This is a genomic window from Nocardia brasiliensis (assembly GCF_042691675.1).
Classification (GTDB): domain Bacteria; phylum Actinomycetota; class Actinomycetes; order Mycobacteriales; family Mycobacteriaceae; genus Nocardia; species Nocardia brasiliensis_D.
This window is the reverse complement of sequence record NZ_CP170507.1, coordinates 8,470,787-8,494,920: the sequence shown is the minus strand read 5'-3', so window position 1 is coordinate 8,494,920 and position 24,134 is coordinate 8,470,787. Positions and strand designations below refer to the sequence as shown.

Annotated in this window: 28 protein-coding genes; 13 read left to right on the top strand and 15 right to left on the bottom strand. The window is 65.2% G+C overall.

The genetic code is table 11. From position 1 onward, the window contains the following. The first annotated feature begins 82 nt into the window (after positions 1-82). Both ACFK0J_RS39205 and ACFK0J_RS39200 read left to right on the top strand, forming a co-directional pair. Positions 83-313, top strand: a complete 231-nt coding sequence (locus tag ACFK0J_RS39205) for a hypothetical protein (RefSeq protein WP_378734871.1) — start codon at positions 83-85, stop codon at positions 311-313. 63 nt (positions 314-376) lie between these two features. After that, the gene (locus tag ACFK0J_RS39200; RefSeq protein ID WP_378734869.1) at positions 377-823 is read left to right on the top strand and encodes a hypothetical protein; all 447 of its coding nucleotides are present in this window, start codon (positions 377-379) and stop codon (positions 821-823) included. On the opposite strand, the gene ACFK0J_RS39195 is transcribed toward ACFK0J_RS39200, so the two are convergent. Then, positions 810-2,168: a helix-turn-helix domain-containing protein gene (locus tag ACFK0J_RS39195; protein ID WP_378734867.1), complete on the bottom strand. Its 1,359-nt coding sequence runs from the start codon at positions 2,166-2,168 to the stop codon at positions 810-812. The two genes, ACFK0J_RS39200 and ACFK0J_RS39195, sit on opposite strands and share 14 nt — an antisense overlap. A 159-nt stretch (positions 2,169-2,327) precedes the next feature. Between ACFK0J_RS39195 and ACFK0J_RS39190 the strand changes: the two genes are divergently transcribed. Together ACFK0J_RS39190 and ACFK0J_RS39185 are read left to right on the top strand one after the other, a co-directional pair. After that, complete coding sequence (locus ACFK0J_RS39190) at positions 2,328-3,044, top strand: phytanoyl-CoA dioxygenase family protein (RefSeq protein ID WP_378734864.1); 717 nt, start codon at positions 2,328-2,330, stop codon at positions 3,042-3,044. Between the two features lie 25 nt (positions 3,045-3,069). Next, the gene (locus ACFK0J_RS39185) at positions 3,070-3,504 is read left to right on the top strand and encodes a hypothetical protein (RefSeq protein WP_378734862.1); all 435 of its coding nucleotides are present in this window, start codon (positions 3,070-3,072) and stop codon (positions 3,502-3,504) included. On the opposite strand, the gene ACFK0J_RS39180 is transcribed toward ACFK0J_RS39185, so the two are convergent. From ACFK0J_RS39180 to ACFK0J_RS39155, 6 genes are all read right to left on the bottom strand, one after another. Further along, the gene (locus tag ACFK0J_RS39180) at positions 3,483-4,763 is read right to left on the bottom strand and encodes an MFS transporter (RefSeq protein WP_378734860.1); all 1,281 of its coding nucleotides are present in this window, start codon (positions 4,761-4,763) and stop codon (positions 3,483-3,485) included. The two genes, ACFK0J_RS39185 and ACFK0J_RS39180, sit on opposite strands and share 22 nt — an antisense overlap. Before the next feature lie 212 nt (positions 4,764-4,975). Then, positions 4,976-6,529, bottom strand: coding sequence for a recombinase family protein (locus tag ACFK0J_RS39175; protein WP_378734858.1), 1,554 nt, complete (start codon positions 6,527-6,529; stop codon positions 4,976-4,978). Between the two features lie 22 nt (positions 6,530-6,551). Next, positions 6,552-6,914, bottom strand: coding sequence for an aminotransferase class I/II-fold pyridoxal phosphate-dependent enzyme (locus ACFK0J_RS39170; protein WP_378734856.1), 363 nt, complete (start codon positions 6,912-6,914; stop codon positions 6,552-6,554). Further along, positions 6,911-7,954, bottom strand: a complete 1,044-nt coding sequence (locus tag ACFK0J_RS39165) for a 3-oxoacyl-ACP synthase III family protein (RefSeq protein ID WP_378734854.1) — start codon at positions 7,952-7,954, stop codon at positions 6,911-6,913. Before ACFK0J_RS39165 ends, ACFK0J_RS39170 begins: the two co-directional genes overlap by 4 nt. A 7-nt stretch (positions 7,955-7,961) precedes the next feature. Next, positions 7,962-8,624, bottom strand: a complete 663-nt coding sequence (locus ACFK0J_RS39160; RefSeq protein WP_378734852.1) for an SRPBCC family protein — start codon at positions 8,622-8,624, stop codon at positions 7,962-7,964. Then, a complete protein-coding gene (locus tag ACFK0J_RS39155) occupies positions 8,621-10,306 on the bottom strand; it encodes a thiamine pyrophosphate-binding protein (protein WP_378734850.1) in 1,686 nt (561 codons plus the stop codon). The genes ACFK0J_RS39160 and ACFK0J_RS39155 overlap by 4 nt, the downstream gene beginning before the upstream one ends. Before the next feature lie 181 nt (positions 10,307-10,487). Between ACFK0J_RS39155 and ACFK0J_RS39150 the strand changes: the two genes are divergently transcribed. The 3 genes from ACFK0J_RS39150 (at position 10,488) to ACFK0J_RS39140 (ending at position 12,880) form a co-directional block, all read left to right on the top strand. Continuing rightward, positions 10,488-11,003: an EXLDI protein gene (locus ACFK0J_RS39150; protein WP_378734848.1), complete on the top strand. Its 516-nt coding sequence runs from the start codon at positions 10,488-10,490 to the stop codon at positions 11,001-11,003. A 129-nt stretch (positions 11,004-11,132) separates the two neighbouring features. Then, a complete protein-coding gene (locus ACFK0J_RS39145; protein ID WP_378734846.1) occupies positions 11,133-12,113 on the top strand; it encodes an ATP-binding cassette domain-containing protein in 981 nt (326 codons plus the stop codon). Next, on the top strand, positions 12,110-12,880 hold the full coding sequence (locus ACFK0J_RS39140) for an ABC transporter permease (protein WP_378734843.1): 771 nt from the start codon (positions 12,110-12,112) through the stop codon (positions 12,878-12,880). The genes ACFK0J_RS39145 and ACFK0J_RS39140 overlap by 4 nt, the downstream gene beginning before the upstream one ends. A gap of 64 nt (positions 12,881-12,944) precedes the next feature. Here ACFK0J_RS39140 and ACFK0J_RS39135 read toward each other — a convergent pair whose 3' ends face one another. The 3 genes from ACFK0J_RS39135 to ACFK0J_RS39125 form a co-directional block, all read right to left on the bottom strand. Beyond that, positions 12,945-13,676 carry an anti-sigma factor family protein gene (locus tag ACFK0J_RS39135; protein WP_378734841.1) on the bottom strand — a complete coding sequence of 244 codons (732 nt, stop codon included), beginning with the start codon at positions 13,674-13,676 and terminating at the stop codon, positions 12,945-12,947. Beyond that, a complete protein-coding gene (locus tag ACFK0J_RS39130; protein ID WP_378734839.1) occupies positions 13,673-14,209 on the bottom strand; it encodes a sigma-70 family RNA polymerase sigma factor in 537 nt (178 codons plus the stop codon). The genes ACFK0J_RS39135 and ACFK0J_RS39130 overlap by 4 nt, the downstream gene beginning before the upstream one ends. Before the next feature lie 147 nt (positions 14,210-14,356). After that, on the bottom strand, positions 14,357-15,001 hold the full coding sequence (locus ACFK0J_RS39125; RefSeq protein WP_378734837.1) for a YqgE/AlgH family protein: 645 nt from the start codon (positions 14,999-15,001) through the stop codon (positions 14,357-14,359). Between the two features lie 115 nt (positions 15,002-15,116). Between ACFK0J_RS39125 and ACFK0J_RS39120 the strand changes: the two genes are divergently transcribed. Then, complete coding sequence (locus ACFK0J_RS39120; protein ID WP_378734835.1) at positions 15,117-15,878, top strand: lysophospholipid acyltransferase family protein; 762 nt, start codon at positions 15,117-15,119, stop codon at positions 15,876-15,878. Here the strand turns inward: ACFK0J_RS39120 and ACFK0J_RS39115 are convergent. Next, positions 15,872-16,183 carry a GNAT family N-acetyltransferase gene (locus ACFK0J_RS39115; protein WP_218472322.1) on the bottom strand — a complete coding sequence of 104 codons (312 nt, stop codon included), beginning with the start codon at positions 16,181-16,183 and terminating at the stop codon, positions 15,872-15,874. The genes ACFK0J_RS39120 and ACFK0J_RS39115 overlap by 7 nt on opposite strands. Positions 16,184-16,399: 216 nt before the next feature. Between ACFK0J_RS39115 and ACFK0J_RS39110 the strand changes: the two genes are divergently transcribed. From ACFK0J_RS39110 to ACFK0J_RS39090, 5 genes are all read left to right on the top strand, one after another. Beyond that, the gene (locus ACFK0J_RS39110) at positions 16,400-17,986 is read left to right on the top strand and encodes an alpha/beta hydrolase (RefSeq protein ID WP_378734833.1); all 1,587 of its coding nucleotides are present in this window, start codon (positions 16,400-16,402) and stop codon (positions 17,984-17,986) included. Positions 17,987-18,051: 65 nt separating this feature from the next. Continuing rightward, positions 18,052-18,603 (top strand): GNAT family N-acetyltransferase, encoded by a 552-nt coding sequence (locus tag ACFK0J_RS39105; protein ID WP_378734831.1) that lies wholly within the window; start codon positions 18,052-18,054, stop codon positions 18,601-18,603. A 193-nt stretch (positions 18,604-18,796) separates the two neighbouring features. Then, complete coding sequence (locus tag ACFK0J_RS39100; RefSeq protein WP_378734829.1) at positions 18,797-19,759, top strand: alpha/beta hydrolase; 963 nt, start codon at positions 18,797-18,799, stop codon at positions 19,757-19,759. A 96-nt stretch (positions 19,760-19,855) separates the two neighbouring features. Beyond that, on the top strand, positions 19,856-20,545 hold the full coding sequence (locus ACFK0J_RS39095) for a nitroreductase family protein (protein ID WP_378734827.1): 690 nt from the start codon (positions 19,856-19,858) through the stop codon (positions 20,543-20,545). A gap of 116 nt (positions 20,546-20,661) precedes the next feature. Then, a complete protein-coding gene (locus ACFK0J_RS39090; RefSeq protein ID WP_378734825.1) occupies positions 20,662-21,024 on the top strand; it encodes a hypothetical protein in 363 nt (120 codons plus the stop codon). 22 nt (positions 21,025-21,046) lie between these two features. On the opposite strand, the gene ACFK0J_RS39085 is transcribed toward ACFK0J_RS39090, so the two are convergent. The 4 genes from ACFK0J_RS39085 to ACFK0J_RS39070 all read right to left on the bottom strand — a co-directional run bounded on the left by ACFK0J_RS39085 (position 21,047) and on the right by ACFK0J_RS39070 (position 24,046). Continuing rightward, entirely contained in the window at positions 21,047-21,937 is an 891-nt protein-coding gene (locus ACFK0J_RS39085) for an alpha/beta fold hydrolase (protein WP_378734823.1), read from the bottom strand. A 220-nt stretch (positions 21,938-22,157) separates the two neighbouring features. Continuing rightward, entirely contained in the window at positions 22,158-22,517 is a 360-nt protein-coding gene (locus tag ACFK0J_RS39080) for an MmcQ/YjbR family DNA-binding protein (protein WP_378734821.1), read from the bottom strand. 88 nt (positions 22,518-22,605) lie between these two features. Then, on the bottom strand, positions 22,606-23,088 hold the full coding sequence (locus ACFK0J_RS39075) for a peptidylprolyl isomerase (protein ID WP_378734818.1): 483 nt from the start codon (positions 23,086-23,088) through the stop codon (positions 22,606-22,608). Between the two features lie 160 nt (positions 23,089-23,248). Continuing rightward, positions 23,249-24,046 (bottom strand): ArsR/SmtB family transcription factor, encoded by a 798-nt coding sequence (locus tag ACFK0J_RS39070; RefSeq protein WP_378734816.1) that lies wholly within the window; start codon positions 24,044-24,046, stop codon positions 23,249-23,251. Positions 24,047-24,134: the final 88 nt, after the last annotated feature.

The window sequence follows — 24,134 nt, the reverse complement described above, 5'->3', positions numbered from 1 at the left end:
ACAGCGCTCACGCGATTGACACCTACGTGTCAATCCGCACGACGACACCCGCTCCACCGGAACGGGTTCGAGGAAAGGAACCATGCTGAGAACCGACTCCGGACGCACCGTGAAGCTGTCCGAATGCCGTGCCGCCGTCATCCGAGCAATCCTGATGACCCCCATGCTGATCGCCTGCCCGGGCCCGGCCTGCGGTGAGAGCGTCGGCCTCGTTGACGCAGTGGTCCCCGAGCATCACAACCGCGACGGAACCCCGTGCCCGGTGGCCGGCTCGCGCGTTCTCAACGACCACCTCAGCCGAGAACCTGTGTAACGAATCGAAGACGAGCACCACGAAAGCAACCACACGCGACAATCCGACATGGAGGCCACCGCTATGAGCAACCCAACCAAGGACGCAACCTTCGTACTCGACGGCCGCCCCGGCGTCGAGTACGAAACCACGATCACCGAAACATCTTCCGGTGATTGGAAACTGACTGACGTTCGGATCGTTTCCCCCAGGGGCCTGGAGCACTGGGATCTACAGCCCAGCATCCAAAGACTGATCTACAACACCCTTTACGGACACGACATGATGGTTTCCTTGGACGGTAAAACAGCGCCCGGCCACGAGTTCGACTGGATGCGCACGGTGTCCAAAAACCTTCTGTGCCGCAACGGTATTCGCACCATGGCAGACCTCGCAGAGATGACTGACGCCCAGTTGCTGGAGATCGCGGAACTGGGACCGATCCGGGTCAATGAACTGCGTCAGGGCATCGTGGCATGGAAAACGAAAATGGGGCAGCTGAATCCGCCCCCGGACCTCACATCGACGTAGGTTCAGCGATAAGGCCGTGCTCGGTGAGCTTGCCATCCAGCTCACGCAAGCTCACCGAGCCCGGCGCCACACGCGCCACCGCCGCCCGCGCGTCGACCACCTCGCTTGCGAGCCGGGTCGATCCGTAGCTGATCGCGAGATCGGCGGTGCGGCTGATGATCCGGGCAGCTTCATCAGTTTCCCCGATCAGGCAGTACGCCTTGCCCAGGCCGATTTCAGCGAATCCACGCGACAGTACGAACGCCGGGTCGAACAACTCCACACATTCGGCCGCCGCTGGCACCGCAGCGTCAGCGACGCCGAGTTTGATCAGGCACTCTGACCGGAAACCGGCGTTCAGCGCCGCGTCGTAGACATGGCTCGGGGTCGGGCTGTAGCGAGTGGAGGTGACCAGATTGTGCGCGTCTTCGATCGCGGCAAGGCACAACCGCCGTTCACCCTGGCGGGTGTATGCCTCGGCCGCCATGTCGGTGCTGTAGGCCATCAGCAATGGGTCTCCGGCCCGCTGGCCCCAATACCGTCCAGCGACAGCATGATCCAAACCCAGCCCCGGCTTGCCATCGCGTGTTTCGAGCAGACTCCAGTTGCACAGCACCAACGCGCACAGCGCCGGATCGCCAGCCGCCTCGGCCGCGTCGCGAGCGTCCTTGTACTCGGTGCGGGAATCGTCGTAATGGCCTGCGTCGTAGGCCATCCACCCCAACGTCCGCCCTAGCTCGGCGCGGATCGACAGCAGCCGCGGGCGCAGTTCGCCAGGGCAGTTGGTCAGCAACGCGTCGACGAGATCGGCCTGGCCGCGCCGCACCGTCAAGACAGCGCGCGGACCGAATGCCTCGTACTGCTGATAGGTCGATTCGAGCACGGTTTCGATCCGGTCGATAGCGGCGGCGTCCACGCGCACGGTCAGCGCGTAGGCCAGTTGCTCACGTGCGGGCTGTTCGAGCCCTGCCAGCAGCATCGCCGCAGGCCACGACGAACCCACCGCGGACAGGAATCGCAAGACATCGCGTCGGTTCATATCCAGCCACACCCTCACATCCAAGTCGAGTATGGATACGTCGATCCCTGGCACCGTAGACCCGCCACCGACGAATCCGGTAGCGGTCACGGCGTGGCGGCGGATGTGTTCGTCGTAAGCGGCAACCAGCGCGCCGTTGGCGTGCACAGCGATATCCGCGGCGACCCAAAACGGCCGTTCCGGTACCCGCCTGCCAGCTTCGACGTGCGTGACGTGAGTCCGGTGGACTAGGCAGTGGCGGGCCACGGCATCTTGACTCAAGCCAGCATCGAGGCGGGCACGACGCAGCGCGGAGCCTAGTTCGGCTGCATCCTGTGATCCACCCATCCGGCCACCACCCCTGCACGTGTCGGTGGTAGTTCCACGGTAGCGCGCACCCTCGCACGAATGTGCGGACTTGTGACGACTCATAGTGCGCACCTGGTGCACATCGGCTGTCACCCCGTCCACTCGATACAGACACCCGAGCGGATCGAGGGGAACGCAATGGCTCAGCAGGCAACGGCGAATGGCCTGGACGTCCGCGGATACGAAAACCCATGCCAGTGGAGCGAACCGGAGCACGCGCGAGCACTGGCCGCTCAACTCGTGAACACCTATGGCCGCGACCACCAGGAGATCGTGCGCAACCCGCACCGCTCCGAAACTTGGGCCTGGGCACTGGTGAACTCACCCCACCTGATCGCCCGCGTGAGCGCACTCCTCGGCCCCGACGCCGCCGTGGAAAACACCTTCCTCGTCATCAAATGGCCAGGCAAACCCTTCGAAGTCCCAGCCCATCAGGACGGGATCAACGAGCACATCGAACTGGACCCAGCCCGCGCCGTGTCCTGCTGGGCCGCGCTCACTGACGCCACCGCCCGCGCTGGCTGCCTCGAGATCCTGCCCGGGTCACACCTCGGAGGCTATCTCCCGTTCGATGCCGAACCGGCCGCAGGCGCGGCACGAGGGCGTGCCCTGACCGTCTATGGCGACCACATCACCGACCGCCACGCCCTCGCCGCGGTTGAACTCGCAGCCGGCCAAGCCCTGATCTTCGATACCCGCCTGATCCACCGCAGCGCCAGCAACACCACCGACGCACCCCGCATCGGCCTCAACATCCGCTACGCCACCGCCGACGCATTCCGCCGAGGCGACCCCACCGAGCGCCCCGGCTGGGCGCCACTGAATCTTCCGCCAACAGCGGGAGCACCCAGGTAACAACCGAATTCACGGGAGGAACCCCATGTCGACACCTCTGCTCGACCTCATCTCCGACACCGCGGTGACCCGCGTCCGCGTGCTCGAAGGCGAAGGCGAACCAGGCAGCGAACGACGCGGTGACAAGAAGCTGATCGCCACGTCGCAGTGCAGCTACTACTGCCCCGACGCCACAGTTGCCGCCAAGTGCATCGAAGCCCTGCGCGACTCCGACGAGCGACTGCGCAACCGGCCCGAAGAACTCATGCTGTGGGATTGGACCGCCACCTGGTGGCAGGCCGACCCCGACAACGAGAACGGCGGCGGCACAATCCATCTCGGCGTCAGCTGGTATGACCCCGACTTCTACGCAGACCGCAAGGTTGCCTGGTTCGGTGCGATGCACCAGCGCATCTACCAGCAGATCGGCATACCCCTCGAAGCCATCGAGGTGACCCACTATCGGGTCGATGCCGCCTGATCAGGTCCCGACGTGGTGGAGGCGGAGTCGACCGCCTCCACCACCCGCGCCGCCTGCGTACGCGCAGTGGCCCATGACGAGCCGAACACCCCGACGACCGCAGCCAACACGGCCAGAATTGACCCGCCGAGCACGAATCCCCGTGCCGGTCCGGCCGCGATCAGCGCGGGAATGACGGCCATCCCCAATGTTCCCGACGCCCGCATGACCGTGAAGTTCAGCGAGTTCAAACGCAATCGCTGATCGGCCGGGAACATCGCCAAACGCGCCGCCATCGCGATACTGATGAACGGCGACACCGCACCCGAGGCCACCGAGAACACCACCACCCACGCCAGACTCGACGCGGCCCCAGTCGCGATCATCAGGCCACCGGAAACAGCCCACGCCCCACAGAACCAGCCAGGGAAGCGGTCGGCCAATTGCACGCGCGTGGCGGCGAGATTGCCTAGCAACGCACCGGCTCCGCTGGCGGCCAGCACCAGCCCGTAAGCGCTGGCACCGACGTGCAGATGTTGAGCCAACAGCAGCGGCATACCGATCGCCGGAATCGCGGACAGAAAGAACCCGACTCCGTGTACTAGCCACGCCGCACCAAGTGCGGGATGGGCTCGCAGCAGCACCCGAGCACGCGCCGGGTCGGCTCCTCGATCCGATGGCCGACCCGAACTGACAACCGCAGATACAGGAGCGATCCGCGCCGCCACAAGCAGCGCTACCGCCGAGATCGCAAACGTCGCCGCGTCGGCTGTGAACAACACCGAGGCCGGAGCGACCAACAGCAGCAGGCCAGCCAGACCCGGCCCGGCGATCCGGGCCACCCGCCCCGTGATGTCCATCGCCCCGAGAATCATTTGCCGCTCCTCCGGAGCAACCAGTTCCGGCACCAGCGAGCCGAATCCGGGATCGAAGACACTGCCTGCGATACCCAGGGTCAGCACCACCACCAGCATTGCGGGCGTTCCGCCGAGGTTCCACACGAGAGGCAGAGCGGCGACAAGCCCAGCCCGTACTACATCGAACCCGGCCAGCGCCCGGAACGACGCGCACCGGGCCACGATTCGCCGCCCGAACATCCCCATCAGGACGTAAGGAACGGATTCGGCAATCGCTACAGCTCCCATCGCTACCGGCCCGGACCGTTCCAACGCGATCCACATCACCGCCAGCGCAAAGAACCTGTCTCCGAGCACCGATAGGGCGTTCGCTGACCACAGCACCAGAACGGGCTTGCGGCGGAGCAGCGACACGTACGGCATAGCGCGGCAGGGTAGTCCACCCTTCCGACACAGCGACGGTGCCACCCCGAGCGCACGCAGACCTAGCGGGTACCGGCCACCACCGCGGATCCCCGCCCCTGATCGAAAGTGCTTCGGACATGCGTAGGCCCCCGAACCAGGCCGCAGTTCGGGGGCCTATAGCGAGAAACTGAGCGGTGAACACGTATCACCAAATACGGTCCACTAGGGACTCACGCAGCAATCTTCCAAGATAGATCAACCAGGGACGGATCGAAGGTCGAACCACACCGACCGGGAAGTATCGTCACAGTCACGAGTTCGTCAATGATCGCCCGGCGCTTCATCAACGACAGGCCATCCGAACGATTCGGCTGTGTCCCAAACCAATGCCTTTCGACATCGGCAACAGTCGCGAACTCCGCCAGCGGACCGACCTGAGCTATATCCGCGAGGTCGCGCTCGAGCTCATCGACACGCACCCGAAGTTTCTCGGAGCCTGTAGCGAGCTGAGCAGCCGAGATGCGGTCGTCGGCGAACAGCGACGACAAATCATCAAGTCGCGCCTTCGCCCCAGCCAATTCCAATCGCAGCCCGTTCACATCCACCGCGCTTGACTTGGGCATGAAAAGCTCGACCAGATCACCGCGCGACAACCGCTCGACAACCGTGAACTCAACGTATTCATCCAGCCTCAGCATGTCCCGAGCGACGTGGATTTCCCCTGGCATGCGCCGCTCGCGAACACTGTTGCACCTGTATACCTTTCGCCGCCCATGGATGGCACTCACAGACAATGCGTACTCGTTGCACCCGCCGCAGTTGAATATCCCGCTGCCCAGCCAACGGACCGCAGCACCCTTGGCATTCGTCCTGCGTTCCGGATTCATTAACATCGCCTGCACGGCCCGCCATTGATCTTCGCTCACGAGCGCAGGCCATGCTCCCTTGCCGACGATGACGCCACGGTATGAGGACAAACCGGCGATACGTGGTTTCAGTAGCAGGTTGCGCAGTACCGATGACGTCCAGCGCTTGGCGCTTCTCGGCGTCGGAACACCACGCGCGTTCAGGTCAGTCACAATGGCGCGCAGCGAGATTCCTGCACTGAGTGACCTGATTACTCCTTCGATGACTTGCTGTTCAGACGGTCGAAGCGTGACGCCATCAGGCTCGTACCCGTATGGGCGTGGCCCCCCAGCCCACTGGCCAATATCCGCCCGCTGCTGACGCTCTCGCGTAGCCCTGTCCGATTTATGTTCACTCTCGTACCGCGCGACTGCACCAAGTTGGCGGGCTACCATTCGACCCGATGGTGTAGTCAAATCCCAGTGTCCAGCCTTGACAGTGCGAACCTCTACCCGCCACCGCTCAACAATTTCGATAAACCGTTCCAGCTCAGCGGGTGAACGGTGCAGACGATCGGGATGCCAAGCGATCACCGCATCAATCAAGCCTGCTTCGATGTCCATAAGCATGCGCTCGTAGTCGGGCCGAGGCTTTCCTGAGTAGGCCGACATGTCATTGTCGACGTAGATAGCGACTACCGTTCCTCCGGTGGCATGCGCGAGGATGACGTCATCCTCGATCTGGCGCTCTACACCGCGAGCAAACCCTTTACGGTCCCGGCTGATCCGCGCGTAAATCCCGATCCGCAGCCCTGTGGACGCCAAGCGGTCGAGACGAACGACTGCTTTCCGCAGGCGTTCGACCAACGCACGCCGTTCCTTGGCCGTGAGCTTGACGTCAGGGTTATCGAGTTCTTCGGTCTGTGCAGCGACGATCACGCCCTGGACGTTGGCACTAGTGTCAGATGTAGCTGTGTCGTAAGTGGTCCCATGCATAGCCGTCGAAGGTCGGTGACCCATAAACCATTTCGGCTCCGGGCTGGGTGAGCGACTGGATGATCTGCATCGCCACCCCGGTCGCGCCGGAGCCGACCACCACCTGCTCCGAGTGCACACCGAGATGCTGCGCGATCAATGTCGGCAGCTGCCGCGGCAGGAATTCCGGGTATCGATTGGCCTGTGCCAGCACGCTGTTCACCGCACGCAGCACCGAAGGCAAGGGCGGGAAAGGGTTTTCGCTGAGGCTCAGATCGAACCGGGGTCGCGTCGAGGACGGCGCGCGCCGTTGCGACGGCGTGGTCTCGTCGACGAGGTGGATGCTCATCGCGCCGCGCCCCATCGGACGGCCGCGGCGCCCGCGAAGTCACCCGCGTGGGCGAACGCCGACATCAGCACCACCGACCCGTTGCGCAGCCTGCCCGCCTGGTTCTCCACATCCAGGGTCACCGGAATGCCAGCGGCGAACAGGTTTCCGCACCTGTCGAACGTGTCCGGATGCCGTTCCGGCGGCAGCTCGAGCGCGTCGTGCCAGTTGCGCAGGAACAGCCGGTTCGGTTGATTGGTGACGAAGGTATCGATGTCGCGGCCCTTCACCCCGATCCGATCGCACACCGCCAGCGCCACTTCCGGCACCAGCCGGTTGCCGCGCGCGAACACCTTGGTGATCTTCGATTCGGTGAAGCTGACGCAGCCCTGGCCCGCACCCGGTTCCCAGTACTTGCGGTCGCCGTTGGTGGAAAACTCCATATCCCCGGCGAATTCGGGATAGGTGCGGCATTCGATGTCGAGGATCGGCGCGCTGTCGTCCTGCATGAGCAGTCCGACACCGCAGCCATCACCCGGCACCGGCGCCTGCGCCAGCTTGCGGATGTCCGGTTGGGTGAACACCGGGCCCGCGCAGTTCTGCGTCGCCGCGATCAACGCGGTGCGAGCGTCGGTGGTCTGCAACACCATTCGGGCAATGGACATCATGTGCACGAAGGCCGCACAGCCGCCGTTGTGCACGTCGTACACGAAGCCGGGCCGCGCGCCGAGCCGCTTGGCCACCTCCGGCCCACAGCCCAGCACCGGATTGGTCGGCAACTGGGTGTGGGTGACCAGTACGTCGATGTCCGAAATAAACTGTGCGCCATGGCGTTCGATCAGCGGCGCGACGGCGCGTTCGACCATGTCCACCGCGGTCTCGTCCCGGTGCACGTGATGCCGTGCCTTGGGCGAGCGGAACATCACGTTCTTGGCCATCCGGTCCGAGCGGGAGAACTGGGTGAAGTATTCGGTGCCGACCGGCTCCCCGGGCAGATACGAGGCCACATCGATCAAGCTGACCGGGGGAAATCCGGGAGCGTCGGGATTCGTCGGGGTCATGCGGCTCTCATTTCATCCAGTCGGGTTTGACGGGCAGGCCATGGGCCGCCCGGTACTCGCAGATCGCCTTGAGGTTGTCCATTTCCAACTGGTGGCCCGCGGAGAACATGTCCCAGAAATCGCCGACCCATACCGGCCGCTTTTCCGGCGCGGTCTCGGGGTAGGGATTCTCGTCGTAGAACGGGTGCTTGCAATTGACCCACAGCACAACCGAACCCGGCTTGTTGAATACGGCCTGCGCGTCCACCACCCGCAGCAGGTAGATCATCCACAGGTGTCGCGACTGGTCCCACGCGCAGTGGTAGTCGATGGTCATCGCGTCCGGATGGGCCACGGTGCGGGTGAAGATTCTTGTTTCGTCGCCGAGCCGGTCGTAGGCCAGCCACAGGCCCGGCTCTTCAGTCGGGACGAATCCACGCAGGCTGTAGGTCCACTCCTCCAACGAACGAGTGTCGGCCAGATACTCGTACACCTCGCGTGGCGGCGCGGCGATATACGCCTGCACCGGACAGTATTCGCCGAAGATCTGGTCGTGTGGGTACACCGACCGGAGCATGTCCATGATGATCGGGGTGGTCGCGTCTTTGTCGGAGTTCTCGATACGCAACACCCCGGGCGGCAGCGCGTCCGCCGGAATGTCGCTGAGGGCTGGCAGGGCGCTGGTGGTCACGGCTTACTCCTGGCTTGTTCGATAGTCGTCAGAAACGGCAGAAACGGCGGCACCTCGTCCGGGTCCACGTCGATCGAGAGGAACGACGGCCCCGGCGTTTTCATGCAGTGCCGCAGCGCCGCGGCGAGTTCGCCCGGTGCGCGCACCGAGCGGGCGGGCAGATCGGGGAACATCGCGCCGATACCGGCGCCGAGGTGCGCGGGCCGAAATCTGTTGAAGCTGTACCGGTCCCGGTAGTACAGCTGCTCCCTGGTCAGGCACATGGCATGGGCGTTGTTGTTGAGCACGATGAAGGTGATCGGCAGCGCGTGCTCGATCGCGGTGTGTATCTCCATGCCGTGCATGAAGAACGCGCCGTCACCGGCGACGACGACCGTCCGCCGCACGCCATCCGGTCCGCGACGGCGTGCGAACGCGGAACCGATACCCGCTCCGAACGCGTATCCCATGCCGCCCATCCCGAGCGCGACGACGAACCGGCCATCACGCGGCACCCGCAGATGATGCACCACCGCGGCACCGGTATTGCCCGCGTCGGCGAACACATCGGTGCCGTCGGGCAGCGCCGCTTCGATGGTTTCCACCAGGTCCCGATAGCGCAGGCCGGGTCCGGGCGATTCCGGGACCCGGAGCGGGGTAGGCGGTGTAGCCGAACGCTGCACGGATTCGATTGCGGCGCTGCTGAATTGATCGGCCAGCTCGCCTAGTGTCCGCGCCAGATCGGTGCTGGTGGCATGGATCGTCGGCGAGTACGGCGGCGTCACACCGATGCTCGCGACCACGCGGCCCGGCAGCAGTTCGTCCAGTCCGGTGCGCGCCGTGATCGGCATCGGCGTGCCGATGAACAAACACAATGCCGCCGATCGGATCGCCGCCCCGAGTCCCGGGTGTCCCATGCTGCCCGCTACACCGCAGAAGGCCGGGTCGGCGTTGTCGTAGGTGTCCTTGGCATCGGGGGCAACGCCGACCACGGCATCGAGGACCCCGGCCAACCGCGCCAACTCGTCTCGCGCGTCATCACGAGCGACTTGGTCACCGGCGATGATCACGATCTTCCCGGTCCGCCTGGCCGTCGTCAGCGCGGCGCGCAACCGGACAAGTCCTGCCGCGTCACGACGATAGGCTTTGGCAGGCAACCGGAATGGCGGTGTCTCGGCCATGTTCGACTGCTGCACATTCTTGGGCAGCAGCAGCACGGCAGGCCCACCGTGCCGGGCGGCGCTGACCGCCCTGGCCAGCTGATCGGGCACCTCGGCACCGGTCTCGACGCGTGCGCAGTACCGGGTGATCTCGCCGAACATGCGGACAGCATCGATGGTGCCCGCACGTCCGCTGGTGTCCTGGAAGGCGCCATTGCCCTCCAGCGTGGTCGGCGGCTGGCCGACCAGCGCGAGCACCGGCACCCGGGACGCGAACGATTCGGCAAGTCCGGCAACGAGATTCATCGCGCCGCCGCCGGATGTCGCGGCGACGACGCCGATTCCGCCGGTTGATCTGGCGTAGCCGTCGGCCATGGTCGCGGCGGAGAATTCGTGCTTGGCGATCACCCCGGTGACCTCGTCCGGCGCGTCGAAGACGGCGTCGTACAGATCCTCGATATTCGCGCCGTCCACACCGAAGATGTGCCGGACACCCAGGGCCGAAACGGCGTGCACCAGATAATCCACGACCCGGCTCTGCATCGGCACTCCTTCCCGCGATGGCCACCTGTGCCTGGGCACACGCGAGATCACTTACTGCGTACAGGAGTGATACGGGTGGGAGCGCGGGACGGTTCAACGCTGGATCAGGAAGCCAGGAAGTATTTACTGCGGGCCGAACGCGGTACTTGCGTGTACGTATACATCTACGTATAGTCGAGTCATGCCCAACAAGACGATCTATGTTGCCGATGACGATCTGCCGCTGTTCCAGCGGGCCCAGGAACTGGTTGGCGGCAACCTCTCCGGGGCGGTGACCACGGCGCTGCGCCGATTCATCGAGTTGGAGGAGGGTCGCCAAGAGGGCTACGACGAGGTCGTGGTCCGCGTCGGTCACAACGGCGCCAGGCAGGTGCGGTTCTCCGGCGCGTTGCTCGGTGAATGGCACGACGTCAACGACCAGCGGATGGAAAACGTCCGGGTGTATCGCAGTCGCAAAGGCAAGTTCGTGATGCACGCCCAGTACGCCAACTGGGACGACTATCCCCAATCCGCCAACTGGCTCAAGGATTTGAAGAACTGGCGGCGCATGCTCGGCGTCGGTGAGGAGGACTGGGGCGATTTCATCCTGGAGATCGTGGACTCGATCGACGAATTGAAAGACAAGCTTCCACCGAAGTTGTACGAACGGGTGGCCGATATCGCGAAACATCCCCAGGTCGAGGACCTCGACATCTGACCGAATTCGGTTACCGCACAGCTGAATAGCTCCTACTCGACACCTACCGCCGCACCGGGACACCGGGAGCGGTGTGGATCAGCCATGCGTTCATGCGCATTCACTTATGTATCCATTGAAAGGACAGCCATGGTCAACGGCCATCGCGCACCCGCCATTTCGGCACTGGGCCTGCGCAAATCATTCGGCGAGCAGGTAGTGCTCGACGGCATCGATATCACCGTCCCCGAGGGCACGGTCTATTCGCTGCTCGGCCCGAACGGCGCGGGCAAAACCACCACCGTGCAGATCCTGAGCACGCTCATCCACGCCGACGGCGGTGAAAGCCGGGTCGGCGGACACGATGTCGAGGCAGAACGCGATGCCGTCCGCGCGGCAATCGGTGTCACCGGCCAATTCTCCGCGGTCGACGAATTGCTCACCGGCCGGGAGAACCTGATCCTGATGGGCGACCTACAGCACCTGCCGCGGCGCGAAACCAAAAGGCTGGCAGCGGATCTGCTGGAGCGATTCGATCTCGTCGAGGCCGCCGACAAGCCCGCGTCCACCTACTCCGGCGGCATGACCCGGCGGCTGGACCTGGCGATGACCCTGGTCGGCGATCCGCGCATCATCTTTCTCGACGAACCGACCACCGGCCTCGATCCGCGCAGCAGGCGGGCTATCTGGGAGCTCATCCGCGGGCTGGTCGACGACTACAACGTGACGGTCTTCCTCACCACCCAGTATCTGGAGGAGGCCGATCAGCTGGCCGATCGCATCGCGGTGCTCGACCACGGCCGGATCGTCGCGGAAGGCACCGCGGCGGAACTGAAACGGCTGGTGCCCGGCGGGCATATCCGGTTGCAATTCGGCGACCGCAACGCCTTGTTCGCCGCGTCCGCCGTGCTGGGCGTCGCCGCCCAGGTGGTCGATGACGCCGATACCGACGAAGACCTGACGCTCGCGGTGCCGAGCGACGGCAGCGTGAAATCGCTACGGGCCCTGCTCGATCGACTCGACTATGAGCAGATCGAGGTCGACGGTCTCGCCGCGCACACGCCCAATCTCGACGATGTCTTCCTCACCCTCACCGGCCAGCCGACTTCCGAAAAGGAAACCGTGTCATGAGTACTGTGTCCTATGCCTTCGCCGACTCGGCAACTATGTTGCGACGCAATCTGACTCACGCGAAGCGATATCCCAGCATGAGCGTCGGCGTCGTCGTGATGCCGACCGTCCTGCTGCTGATCTTCAAGTTCGTCTTCGGTGGCGCACTCGAAAAGTCCTCCGGCGGAAACTATATCGACTATCTCGCGCCCGGCATGCTGCTGATGGTTCCGGCCTACATCACAGCGTCGGTGGCGGTGTCGATCGCGACCGATGCTTCCAAAGGCATCGTGAATCGTTTCCGCACCATGGGCATCACGCAGTCGTCGATGCTGACCGGCCACGTGGTCGGTGCGCTGCTCCAGGCGCTCGGCGGCATCGTGTTGATGGCCGCGGTCTCGCTGCTCATCGGCTGGCGTCCCGATGCCAACGTCGCCGAATGGATTGCCGCGTTCGGTCTGCTCACCTTCACGATCTTCGGACTGAATTGGCTTGCGGTCGCCTTGGGCCTGCTGTCGCCTAATCCGGAGGGCGCGAGCAACATCGTCTTCCCGATCATCATGCTGCCGTTCCTCGGCAGCGGTCTGGTCGGCACCGACACCATGCCCGCCGGGCTGCGCCAGTTCGCCGAATATCAGCCGTTCACCCCGATCACCGAGACCGTCCGCGGCCTGCTGATGGGCACCGAGATCGGCAACAACGGCATCCTCGCGCTCGCCTGGTGCACCGGCCTGACAATCGTCGGATTCTTCTGGGCGAACTCGATTTTCCGTCGCCAGACGCGCTGATCACCACCGCACGATGAGGGGTACCGATCCCCCCGCCGAACCTGGCGGGGGGATCGGTCTGTCGTCAGACCGTTCCGGACAGCAGCGTCTCACCCGTCGACGCCAACCGGATCTCGACGGCCCGGATCTGGTCCGGCGCCTTGTCGATGGTCCGATCGATCGTCAGTTCGGTGCCGGGCCCGGCCGGCCACTGATCGAGCTCGGTCTGGCTGCCGTCGGTGCCGAGAACGAACAACTTCAGATTCCAGCTGTACTGCTGATTGCTCGGCCCGTAGCTGCACGACATGACGATCCGTGTCTTACCGTCGGCCCGAACGACTTTGAAGCTCGCTGTGACAGGGTTCGGCTTCAGCGGTTGCATGCTGCGTTCCGCGACAACCTGTTCGGCGGTCGTGGGGTCGGACGAGGTGACCGTGGCGACCACCGGCACCGCGATCGCCACCGCGGCCGCGGCCGCCGCCACCGCCGCGCCGATGCTCACCCACCGGCTCCGTCGCCTGCGTTGCTCCGCTGCCGCGGCTAGTCTCGGCAGCAACTGCGGTACCGGCGGATTCGCCGCGACCGTGGCCGAGCCGAGTTCTGTCGCAACGGCTTCCGGCGGCTCGATCATCGCGAGCGCGGTCTCGGGGTCGACCATGGCGAGCATGCCAGGCAGCCCGGCCAGCTCGGCGACGGCGGCCCGGCAGGCGGGGCAGCCGGTCAAATGCTCTTCGTACGCACGGCGTTCGGTCCGGGTCAGGGAGCCGAGCACGTACGGCGCATCCCACGTGGTGTAGTCGTCGGTGGTATCCGTCATTGATTCGTCACCCCCATCTCCTGCAGTGCCAGCCGTAGCGCCCGCATGCCGTAGTGCATCCGGGATTTCACCGTTCCCGCCGGGATGTCGAGTTCCGCGGCGATCTGGTGGGTGGAAAGGCCCCGATAGTAGGCCCGCACGATCACCTCGCGGTGATCGGCGCTGAGTCTGCCCAACGCGTCCGCGACCAGCCAGCCGTCCAACGCGCGATCGGCCTGGTCGGGCGCGGCCTGCTCGGGCGGGCTGTCGGTGCGGAACTCGCGGCGGTTGCGGGCGCTGCGATGCTCATCCACGGCGAGATTGCGCGCCACCGTGAACAGCCACGCACGCGCCGAGGTCGTAGACTGATCCAGCACGTTCGGGCGTTGCCACGCCCGCAACAACGTCTCCTGCACGATGTCCTCGGCCCGTCCTGGGTCGCGCACCAAACCGAGCGTGTACCGCCATAGCGCCGCAGCGTGTTCGTCGTACAGAACCCGGAGCAACTCGGCTTGGACGTCGGGCTTGTCCGCCTCTCCGAGTATTTTGCGCACAAGTGGGTGCCTCCGGACTTGCGTTGCGGGCCGGCGGGCGGTCGCAGGGCTGGGTTCTGGGCGTACCCGATGAGTTACCCATGTTCTCGCCAGATCGGTTGTCCCGTTGTCATGGTTTTCATTTAGTGGTCCGAGGAGTACACGTCGTCAGTTGCGCTCTAGTTCAATGGGATGGGTGGCCAGCAGCGAAAGAGGGAGGGGTTGGCGGCGCAGGACGTGCGCCCAGAGGTCGGCGCGGCCGGTGCTGATCGGGTCGGACGGCAACGCGGAGAGCACGATCCAGTCGTCGTTCTCCAGTTCGCCCTCCAGTTGCCCGAAGGTCCAGCCCGCATAACCCGCGAAAATGCGGACGCCCTCGACCAACTGCCCGATCTCGTCCGGGTCGGCGTCCAGGTCGACGAGCACTACGCGGCCGTCGATCCGGCGCAGGCCGGGGACGCCGTCGATGGTCGCGCCGACGCGGACGGTGCCGAGACAGAGCGCCGCGTCCCGCTTGACCGGTCCGCCGATGAACAGGGTGCGCGGTGCGGCGGCCACCTCGGTCCACCGGGGGAGCACATCGTGCACCGCGGTATCGCTCGGCCGGTTGAGCACCACGCCGAGGCTGCCCGCCTCGTTGTGCTCGATGATGTAGACAACGGTGCGCCGGAAGGTCGGTTCGGCCAGTTCGGTCGCCGACACCAGCAGGGTGCCGGCGCGCACCACCTGCTCGCCGTGCCGGAAATCGCGCCGCTTGCGGTCGCCGTGCCCGCCGCGAGTTTTCCGATCATCCGGGTCGTCTGCGCGTGCCACTCGGACATCATCGCAGTTGTTTCCGCGATATGCGCTTCCGCAGCCGAGTTCAGTGCCCTGAATTTTGCGTCGGGGGCCGGTGCTGGGCGCTTGCGGGCGTCGTAGAGTCCGTGTCATGGAACCTCCCGAGGTGCGCCTCGAGAACAGCGACACCGTGTACGACTTCTATCTCGAGCATCGCCAGAATCGGCTGAAAGCCTGGGGTGCGTACGCCATTCTGGGCCGTCGTTACCATCCCCGGGTCTCCTACGCCGCCGGCGCGCTCGCGGGTTTGCGTGCGGCGATCCGGCAGCGGCGACCGCTGTTGATCTCGATCAATCATCTTTCCGAGAACGATCCGTATACGGTCGCGGCGGCGGCGTGGCGCAGCGCGCTACGACCGGTCATCGGCCGGGTGCGGGTGCTGGCCAAGGACGAATTGTTCGAAGAGCCCGAACAGCGCCGCAAGATCGACATGATGGGCGGAATTCCGGTATTCCGCGGCAAGGACCATGGGATTCGCGCGGTCAACGCGGCGGGCCAGCGAATGATGGACATCTGCGCGCAGCGGATGGCGCGCGGCGACGGTGTGGCGGTATTTCCCGAGGGCACCTGCAACGATGTCGACCCCGCCCAGGTGCAGCCGGTGGGTAGCGGCATCGGGCACATCGCCTTTCGCGCGATGAAACTCGGCGTCGAGCCGGTGCTGGTGTCCATGGGCCTGAGTTACGGACCGCGCGCCGACCCCGCGGTGCAGCCGACCAAGGCGGAGGCGAAGTCGGCCAGCTTCTACTTCGGCGTTCCGATCACCGAGCTGCCGACCCGGCCCGCTGACATCGCGCGACTGGCCAGGGCCGATCTGCAGCAGGCGTTGAACGGGGCGGTCGCCGCCTACTGAGGCAGGTTCAGGGTGTCGCGCGCCCAATGCGGCACCATCACCAGGTATTCCGGCCTGGTCTCGATGAAGTGGTGCACCATCGGACACATCGGCAGCGCGCCGAGCTTGTCCCCGGCGGTGTTGTTCAGCGCCGCCTCGACCAGCACGCGGCCGTAGCCCTGGCCTTCGTAGCGCGGGTAGATCTCGGTGTGCACGAACGCGCGTTCGGACTGGGTGTCCTGGTATTCGACGTATCCGGCATTCGCACCGTCGACATAGAGCTCGAAGCGTTCCAGTGCGGTGTTGATACGGACCTCCGACGACATGGCTCGACGCTACTCCCGTGCGACGTCATCCGTGCATTCTGCAACGCGTGCCGCCGCACCCACTGCGGTCCATCGGCGGTCAGCGGTCGGCAGCGGCCCTGGGGCCGGACCGGCGGAATCGGTCGCTCGACTTGTCTGTCGCTCGCGACCTGCGCAGAATGCACATGATCGGGGTCGCGCACGGGTGTGTGGTGGTGGCCCGTGGAGGTACGAAGCATGATGAAGGTACGGCTGTTTTCGCGGGCCGCGGCTGCTCTGGCCGTGTGCCTGCTCGGTGGATCGATCGGGTCCGGTACGGCCGACGCCGCGCCCGGTCCGTCCTTCGGGGAATGTCCGGCGGGTTCGGTGGTCGCCGGACACGGCGTGCGGTGTGCCGTCGTCGACGTACCGATGAATTACGCGGACCCGAACGGGCCGAAGATCCAGGTGACCGTCAGCCGGATCGCGGCAACTGGACAGCGGCGCGGCGCCCTGTTCGCCAACCCGGGTGGGCCCGGCGCGGACGGGCTGGACTTCTGGGGGCTGCGGACCGACGTGCTGCCCGCCGAACTCGCCACCCACTACGACCGGATCGCGGTGCAGCTGCGCGGCTTGCGCTGGGCCACACCGTTGAATTGTGCGACCGAGGTGAAGGGCGAGGACGGCGCACCGGTGTCGCTCGGCGGTGGTGACCGCAACGCCATCAAGAAGGCGTGCGACGCCGCGCTGCCCGGCTACCTGGACACCATCACCACCGAGAACACCGCTCGCGACATGGACGCGGTGCGAGCCGCGCTCGGGCTGGACCGGATCAACTACCTCGGCACCTCCTATGGCACCTATCTCGGCGCGGTGTACGCCTCGCTGTTCCCCGACCGGGTGGAGCGGATGGTGTTGGACTCCAACGTCAATCCCGACTGGGTGTGGACCGAGGAATTCGCGCAGCAGCAGGTCGCGGGCAAGCAGCGGTTGGACGACCTGTTCGCCTGGATCGCCGAGCACAGCAGCGAGTACCACCTCGGCGACACCGCTTTGCAGGTTTATCAGAACTGGGTGCGGCTCGCGGTCGATCAAGGCGGCGGCTGGTACGCCAACCTGACCCCGCCGCCCGCCAGCCTCGCCGACCTGCCCGGTGCGCTGCCCGAGCCGCTCGCCGAGATCGCCCGCGACGGCTACACGGGCAGCCTCGAGCAGACCGGAAAACTGCAGAACCTGTTGCGCACCTTGATCTCCGGCGGTGCCACCACGCAGGGACCGCTGCTCGGCGCCACCGCGGTCGCCACCTACACCCGCACCTACTGGCCGACATTCGCCCGCGCGATGGCCGATGTCGCCGCCGACCCGGGAAACGTGCAGCGGCTGCGCACCATCGCGGGCGCCACCGCCACCGACCCGACCGGTCGCTTCGTCTTCGCCGCCATCACCTGCAACGAGAACGCCATCCCCGGCCGCCTCGACGTGATCGGCTCCGCGATCGCCACCATCGCCTCCGGCGGCAATGCGATGGACGCCCGCGCCGACTTGGTCCGCTCCGGAATGGCTTGCGGCACATGGAAACCCGTCACCACTCCGATCCCGATAACCGGCGCGGGCCTGCGTACCCCACCGCTGGTCCTGCAGAGCCGCCACGACGCCCTCACCAAATACGAAGGGGGCCCGGCGATGGCACGCGCCTTGAACGGCTCCCTCATCACCGTCGAAGGCGGCGATCACGGCAACTTCGGCCGCGGCAACCAGGTGGTCGACGATGCGGTGATGACCTACCTCCGCACCGGCCAGGTCACCATTACCCAAGCCGCCGAGGCGCCCCTCCCCGCCCGCTGACCTCGCCCCGGCCGAAAAGGCTTGTCCAGCAGACAATTCACCCTCTACCGAGTAGTTGTGGACAGGTGGCAGAACAGTTGCCGTCCTGGCCGAGTGTCCCGCCGACTTGCGGTGCGATCATCTTGCGGGAGTACACCGAAGCGGATGCCCACCTCGCCGTCGAGTTGGGTGAAGACCCCTACATCCCACTCATCGGCTCCTTGCCCGCCTTCCCCACTCCCGGTCAGGCGCGGGAGTGGATACAGCGCCAGCGTGGACACCACGCCGAAGGGTACGGTTTCGCCTTCGCCATCGCCGAGGCCGAAACCGACACTGCCGTAGGCGGTATCGGTCTGTGGTTGCAAGACCTGCCGAGCGGCCGCGCCGTCGTGGGCTATTCGGTCTCACCGCTGCATCGCGGCCGCGGCGTCGCAACCAGCGCCCTGAAAGCCCTTACCGGCTTCGCCTGGACCATTCCCACCCTGCATCGCATCGAGCTTTACATCGAACCTTGGAACATCAGCTCGATCCGAGTCGCGGAATCCGCCGCGTATCTGCGAGAGGGGTTGCTACGCAGCCACCAGGAAATCGGCGGCCGCCGCCGCGACATGCTTCTCTACGCCGCCATCCGCCCCTAGCGTGCTGGACCTTGGTCGTTCGTGAAATTGGCTGGGGGACAGCATATTTGTGTTTGTGAATCGCGACCCTTCTCGGGGTGGCGGTGGCAGTATGGACGCGGACGACGGCCTGCGTGGGCAGCAGCACTGCCCGGGGTGGGGCTCGTCGACGGGTCTCTGAAGGAGCCGTCCGCTTTATTCCTCCAGGAGCGTCATGCCCTACGCCTACGATCCCGAATTGGCCCCCTTGGCCGGTCTGCCGGAGCTTGCGCCGCTCGACTTCGCCGATCCCGGGGCCGCGCGGGCCGCCATGCGTGCGGCGGCGGCCGCTGCGCCGCCGTATGAGCCGTCGATCCCTGTTCAAGTGACCGACATGCTCATTCCGGGGCCACCGGACGCGCCGAAGGTGCGGGTGCGGGTGTATCGGCCCGACGGTCCCGATGGTGACGCCGGGATGCTGCCCGCATTGCTTTTCTTCCACTGGGGCGGCCTGATCAGTGGCGACCTGGACAGTAACCATGCGGTGGTGCTGCGTCTCGCCGAGCGAGTGCGAGCTGTTGTCGTCTCCGTCGACTATCGCCTGGCTCCCGAACATCCTTTCCCGAGCGCCCTCGATGATGGCTACGCCTCGCTGACTTGGACTGTGGGCAACGCGGATTCGCTGCGCATCGATCCGCGACGGGTCGGTGTCGTAGGCGACAGCGCCGGTGGCGGACTCGCAGCGGGTTTGGCCCTGCTCGCGCGCGATCGCGGCGGCCCCGCGCTGCGCTGTCAGTCCCTCAACTTCCCCGGTCTCGACGACCGGCTCACCAGTCCTTCCGCGCAGACCTTCACCGACACGCCCGTCTTGGACCGAGCCAGCGCCCAGCACAGCTGGCGGCACTACTTGAATGGCGCTGGGGGCCCGCAGGATTCAGGCGTGTCTCCTTACGCGGCTCCCGCCCGGGCCGACGATCTGTCCGGCCTCCCGCCGACCTTCATCAGCGCCTGCGAGTTCGACCCGTTCCGGGACGAGGACATCACCTACGCGCACCGCCTCATCCAGGCCGGTGTGCCCACCGAATTGCGCCACTACCCGGGCACTTTCCATGCCAGCACCGCCGTCGAATTCGCCGCCGTATCGCAGCGAATGATCGCCGACCAGCACGCGGCCCTGCGGCGCGCGCTGCACGACTGATTCCGGCTCGAGCGAGGGTGTCGACTGTCTGGCCGAGTGGACGATAACTTCGTCTCGGCGTTGCCCGCCCAGTGTGTTCGGATCACACTGCAATCCATGACGACGTGGATGCCGCTGCACGGTCAGCCCTATCAGCCGATTCCGTACCACCCGAACAGGATTCCCGTCGAGGAAGCCCTCGCCAGGTCGGCCGCGTTCCGGAAGCGGATGGATGAGCGCCGAACCGTCCGGATGTTCTCCACGGATCCGGTACCGGAGCAGTTGGTTCTCGATGCGATCGCGGTGGCGAACACGGCGCCGTCGGGTGCGCATCAGCAGCCGTGGACGTTCGTGCTCGTCGAAGATCCCAAGGTGCGGGTTAGGATTCGCGAGGCAGCCGAAGCGGAGGAGCAGATCTCTTACAACGGCCGCCTCGGCGAGGAATGGTTGTCCGCGCTCCAGCCGCTCGGCACCGACGAACACAAACCACACCTCACCGACGCCCCCTACCTCCTGGTGGTCTTCCAGCAGCGCTTCGGCCTCCGCCCGGACGGCACCACGTACAAGCACTACTACGGCGACGAATCGGTCGGCATAGCCGTCGGCATGCTGCTCACCGCCCTGCACATTTCCGGCCTGGCCGCCCTCACGCACACGCCGAGCCCGATGAAGTTCCTCGCCGAAGTCCTCCAGCGGCCCCGCAACGAAAAGGCTTTCGCGGTAATCCCTATCGGCTACCCGGCAGACGACGCCGTCGTACCGAACCTCGTCCGAAAGTCCATGGACCAGGTCCTCGTCCGCATCTGATGGGCATCAGCACAACTGACGGCGCCCGCTGACCCCAATGCTGGGGGCAGCGGTTCCTTGGTATCAGCCGTAAGGTTCTCAAGGCTCTACCCCGAAGACGTCGCAAGAGGAGTTCCATGAGAAAAGCAATTACCGCAGCCGCCCGAATCGCAGCCGCTGGTGCATCGGGACTGGCCTTCGTAGCAGTCATCGGCTCCAGTTCCGCCCAGGCGGCCCCGCAGGACTGCACCGTCGAGCGAAGTCTCTTTGGTGCCTCGGCGGTCTGCCAACCCGACGGCGGAACCAATTACGTCCTCCGCGTGGACTGCTTCGGCCTCCACTCCACCGGCCCCTTCCCGCTCTACGGCGTAGGCCCCTACTCCCAGCTCAGCTACCCCTTCACCCCGTCAGGTGAGCGCATCACAACAGCGTGCACCGGCGTAGGCCCCGGCGTCGTCGCCTTGGCCACCAACGCCTACGTGGAGATCTACCGCGGCTAGGAATGTCGCATGGCCCCGATGCCTAGGCGGTGGTCGGGGCCAGTTGGTCGTGCTGCTGGACGAATTCCAGGATCCGGCGGGTGAGTTGCCGCGGGATCTGAAGAAGCACACCGTGTCCGGTGCCGGGGTAGATTACGGTCTCGGCGTCCGGCATGTGCTCGGCGATGCGGCGTGCCGCCAGTTCGGGGTCTGCGACGAGGGTGTCGGCGCCGAACATCACCAGCGTCGGCGTGGTGATGGATCGCAGCTCAGCGTCTTTGAGTACCCTGGCCCATCCGATCCGCATCCGATACTCCAAAGCCGGTTTCGCCAAGGCGAATTCCAACTCATGTAACCGCACGCCCGGCGTCAGCCACTCGGCAATCTTCCGCAAGTTCTTGTCGGACTTGCCCTTCATCCCGAACGCGATCATTTTCAGCAGCACGCTCCACTTCGGCTTGACGAAGACCCCGCCGGGCTCGATGAGTGTCACACTGGCCAGCCGCCCCGCCTCGTGCAGCGCGACCAGGCCCGCATGCCAGGCGCCATGCGAGTAACCGACCACGTGGACCCGATCGAGACCCAGCCCCGCCATCACCTCGTCGAACCATGCGGCGAGGTCGGACTCACCCCGTAGCGGGGCGGTCTGCACGCTGCGCCCCGCGGTGCCGATGGTGTCCAATGCGTACACCACACGGTCCCGGGCAAGGTCTTCGATGATGGAATGCCAGACCAGTCCGTTGCCCCCGATCGGATGAAGCAACACGATGGGCGTCTTCGCGCCGGAGCCGGAATGCCGGACATGGGTCGAACCCAACGCGGTCTGAATGTCGAGCGTCGTGGCGGGCAGCGGCCACAGCGTTTCCAATGCTTCGTATGCGCGTAGAAAGGTCTCGCGTGCCTGGTCGTTCTTGAACTTCCCGATCTTCGTCATGAGTGTTCTCCCCTCTTGGTGGTATCAACGTACCACTTAAATGGTATGGGCATACCATCAATCCGAGGCAGGGGACAAGGGGTTGGGTGGTGTGCGTGCCACGGGCGATCGACTATGAAGTGCGGCGGCGCGAGATCGCCAGTGCGGCAGGAGCGCCCGCGCTGGTCGAGCGGTTCCTCGACCGCATGCCGGTTCAGTCCGCTGACCGGTTTCGCGGCGCTCAGCCAGAGGTCGAGCGGTGCCAGTCCGGCACCTCGGCGATCAGCTCCTCGGGGGCGGACAATCGCCAGGCCTCGAAGACCAGCTCGGACAGTTCGTCGAGGTCGATACCTGCGAGCTGGACCACGACCCAGCCGAATCCGCCTGCGGTGAACTGTTCTTCGAAGACATCGGGTCGTTCCGACACCAGCGCCTTCTGTTCGGACAGCGTCTGTTTCAAGCCGACGGTCTGGGTGCGTGGCCAGTAGTAGGCGAAAAGTTTGCCGCGCACCTTGTATGAGGTGTACTTCTCGCCCTTGGTGCTCTGCACGTCGACGAGCTTGCCCACTATCTCGAAGAACTCGTCACTATGTACTGCCACCGTGGACCCCTCAGAAGTCAGAGTCCGCAATATACCCGGGTCAACCGACCGTGCGGTTCCCGACTCGACCCGTCCGGTCGGCCCGGGATCAGCGGATCACGGTGGCCGATTCGATCACCACCGGCTGGACTGGTACGTCCTGGGCCCCCGTCCTGACCTTGCCGATCTGGTCGACGACGTCCTGGCCCCGGGTGACCTTGCCGAACACCGCGTAGCCCCAGCCATCCTGACCGGGATAGTCGAGGAAGGCGTTGTCGTTGGTGTTGATGAAGAACTGTGCCGACGCCGACTGCGGGTCGGACGTGCGCGCCATCGCCACGCTGTAGGTGACGTTCTTCAGTCCATTCTTAGCCTCGTTCTCAACTCTGTTGGGCGCGGGCTTTTCTCGCATCGTCTGATCGAGACCGCCACCTTGGATCATGAAGCCATCGATCACGCGGTGGAAGATCGTGCCGTCGTAGTGACCGTTGTTGACGTAGGTCAGGAAGTTTCTGACGGTCTTGGGCGCTTTTGTTTCGTCGAGTTCGAGCTCGACGTCACCCATGGAGGTTCGGAGCAGGACCTTGATCATGTTTCCCCACTTTGTGCATCAGGCCCAGTCCCGCAGTCGCCCCTAGGGACTCGTGCTCCAACTGAGCTGGACACGGACCAGTGCAGCTTACCGGGGCGCGGCCACGAGAAATCGCGTTCGGCCGCTGTGCATCAGGACTGTCCGCACCGCGCGGTGCCGACTAGACAGTCGGTTCCGGCAGTGTCTCGCCCGTTTCGAGCAGGGTCTTGAGTCCGGACAAGATGCTCGGCCAGCCACCGCTGATCTCCGGCAGGACAGCGCTACCGGGCTGGAAGCCGTCGTGCACCACGGTCAGCTTCACCACCCCGTCACCCGCGGGTTCGATTTCGAAAGTCACCTTCGACCGCGGCTCGCGGGCCCACTCGGCCACCTTGTCCGGCTTCATCTCGAACTCGTCGGCAAAAGCGGGGTCGAAGGTGTGCCAGGTGTAGGACAGCTTGGTGTACGGCTCGGCCACCAGCACTACCTGCTGGGGGTCTTTGCTGGACCAATCCCGTTGGTGCCAAACCATTTCCGATCCCGGCTGCCAATCGGTGTCGAAACTGGCGCCCCAGTACTGCTTCGTGAAAGCCGGATCGGTCAACGCCTGCCACAGTTTCCGGTCGGTGGTCTTGATGTAGGTCGTGTAGACGAATGCGTTGTCGCTCATGGGATTTGCCTCCAGTGCTTTCTTCAGATCGGCGAGTGCGTGTACCCGGGCGCGGTCGTAGTGAGCGATCCAGCGCTCGGTGATGGCGTTGATGGGTTCGGCGTTGAGGTAGTGCAGTTTTTCGCGGCCGCTGCGGCGGGTGCTGATCAAGTTGGCCGCCTCTAGCACGGCGAGGTGTTTGCTGACCGACTGGCGCGCCATCTCGAGTCCCGCGCACAGTTCGCGCAAGGTCTGCCCGTTGCGTGCGTTGAGGCTGTCGAGCAGCCGCCGGCGATGGGGATCGGCCAGCGCTTTGAATACCTCGTCCATGCCGCCTTCCTGTTATATGCAACCAAATGGCTGCATGTTTGAGGTTAGGCAGCTGATTGGCTGCCTGTCAAGGATCGCGCGGCGTCAA

Coding starts and splice junctions, on each gene's coding strand:
- ACFK0J_RS39205 (WP_378734871.1), top strand. CDS start 83: ATGCTGAGAACCGACTCCGGACGCACCGTGAAGCTGTCCGAATGCCGT.
- ACFK0J_RS39200 (WP_378734869.1), top strand. CDS start 377: ATGAGCAACCCAACCAAGGACGCAACCTTCGTACTCGACGGCCGCCCC.
- ACFK0J_RS39195 (WP_378734867.1), bottom strand. CDS start 2,168: ATGGGTGGATCACAGGATGCAGCCGAACTAGGCTCCGCGCTGCGTCGT.
- ACFK0J_RS39190 (WP_378734864.1), top strand. CDS start 2,328: ATGGCTCAGCAGGCAACGGCGAATGGCCTGGACGTCCGCGGATACGAA.
- ACFK0J_RS39185 (WP_378734862.1), top strand. CDS start 3,070: ATGTCGACACCTCTGCTCGACCTCATCTCCGACACCGCGGTGACCCGC.
- ACFK0J_RS39180 (WP_378734860.1), bottom strand. CDS start 4,763: ATGCCGTACGTGTCGCTGCTCCGCCGCAAGCCCGTTCTGGTGCTGTGG.
- ACFK0J_RS39170 (WP_378734856.1), bottom strand. CDS start 6,914: ATGAGCATCCACCTCGTCGACGAGACCACGCCGTCGCAACGGCGCGCG.
- ACFK0J_RS39165 (WP_378734854.1), bottom strand. CDS start 7,954: ATGACCCCGACGAATCCCGACGCTCCCGGATTTCCCCCGGTCAGCTTG.
- ACFK0J_RS39155 (WP_378734850.1), bottom strand. CDS start 10,306: ATGCAGAGCCGGGTCGTGGATTATCTGGTGCACGCCGTTTCGGCCCTG.
- ACFK0J_RS39150 (WP_378734848.1), top strand. CDS start 10,488: ATGCCCAACAAGACGATCTATGTTGCCGATGACGATCTGCCGCTGTTC.
- ACFK0J_RS39145 (WP_378734846.1), top strand. CDS start 11,133: ATGGTCAACGGCCATCGCGCACCCGCCATTTCGGCACTGGGCCTGCGC.
- ACFK0J_RS39140 (WP_378734843.1), top strand. CDS start 12,110: ATGAGTACTGTGTCCTATGCCTTCGCCGACTCGGCAACTATGTTGCGA.
- ACFK0J_RS39135 (WP_378734841.1), bottom strand. CDS start 13,676: ATGACGGATACCACCGACGACTACACCACGTGGGATGCGCCGTACGTG.
- ACFK0J_RS39120 (WP_378734835.1), top strand. CDS start 15,117: ATGGAACCTCCCGAGGTGCGCCTCGAGAACAGCGACACCGTGTACGAC.
- ACFK0J_RS39115 (WP_218472322.1), bottom strand. CDS start 16,183: ATGTCGTCGGAGGTCCGTATCAACACCGCACTGGAACGCTTCGAGCTC.
- ACFK0J_RS39110 (WP_378734833.1), top strand. CDS start 16,400: ATGATGAAGGTACGGCTGTTTTCGCGGGCCGCGGCTGCTCTGGCCGTG.
- ACFK0J_RS39100 (WP_378734829.1), top strand. CDS start 18,797: ATGCCCTACGCCTACGATCCCGAATTGGCCCCCTTGGCCGGTCTGCCG.
- ACFK0J_RS39095 (WP_378734827.1), top strand. CDS start 19,856: ATGACGACGTGGATGCCGCTGCACGGTCAGCCCTATCAGCCGATTCCG.
- ACFK0J_RS39090 (WP_378734825.1), top strand. CDS start 20,662: ATGAGAAAAGCAATTACCGCAGCCGCCCGAATCGCAGCCGCTGGTGCA.
- ACFK0J_RS39085 (WP_378734823.1), bottom strand. CDS start 21,937: ATGACGAAGATCGGGAAGTTCAAGAACGACCAGGCACGCGAGACCTTT.
- ACFK0J_RS39075 (WP_378734818.1), bottom strand. CDS start 23,088: ATGATCAAGGTCCTGCTCCGAACCTCCATGGGTGACGTCGAGCTCGAA.
- ACFK0J_RS39070 (WP_378734816.1), bottom strand. CDS start 24,046: ATGGACGAGGTATTCAAAGCGCTGGCCGATCCCCATCGCCGGCGGCTG.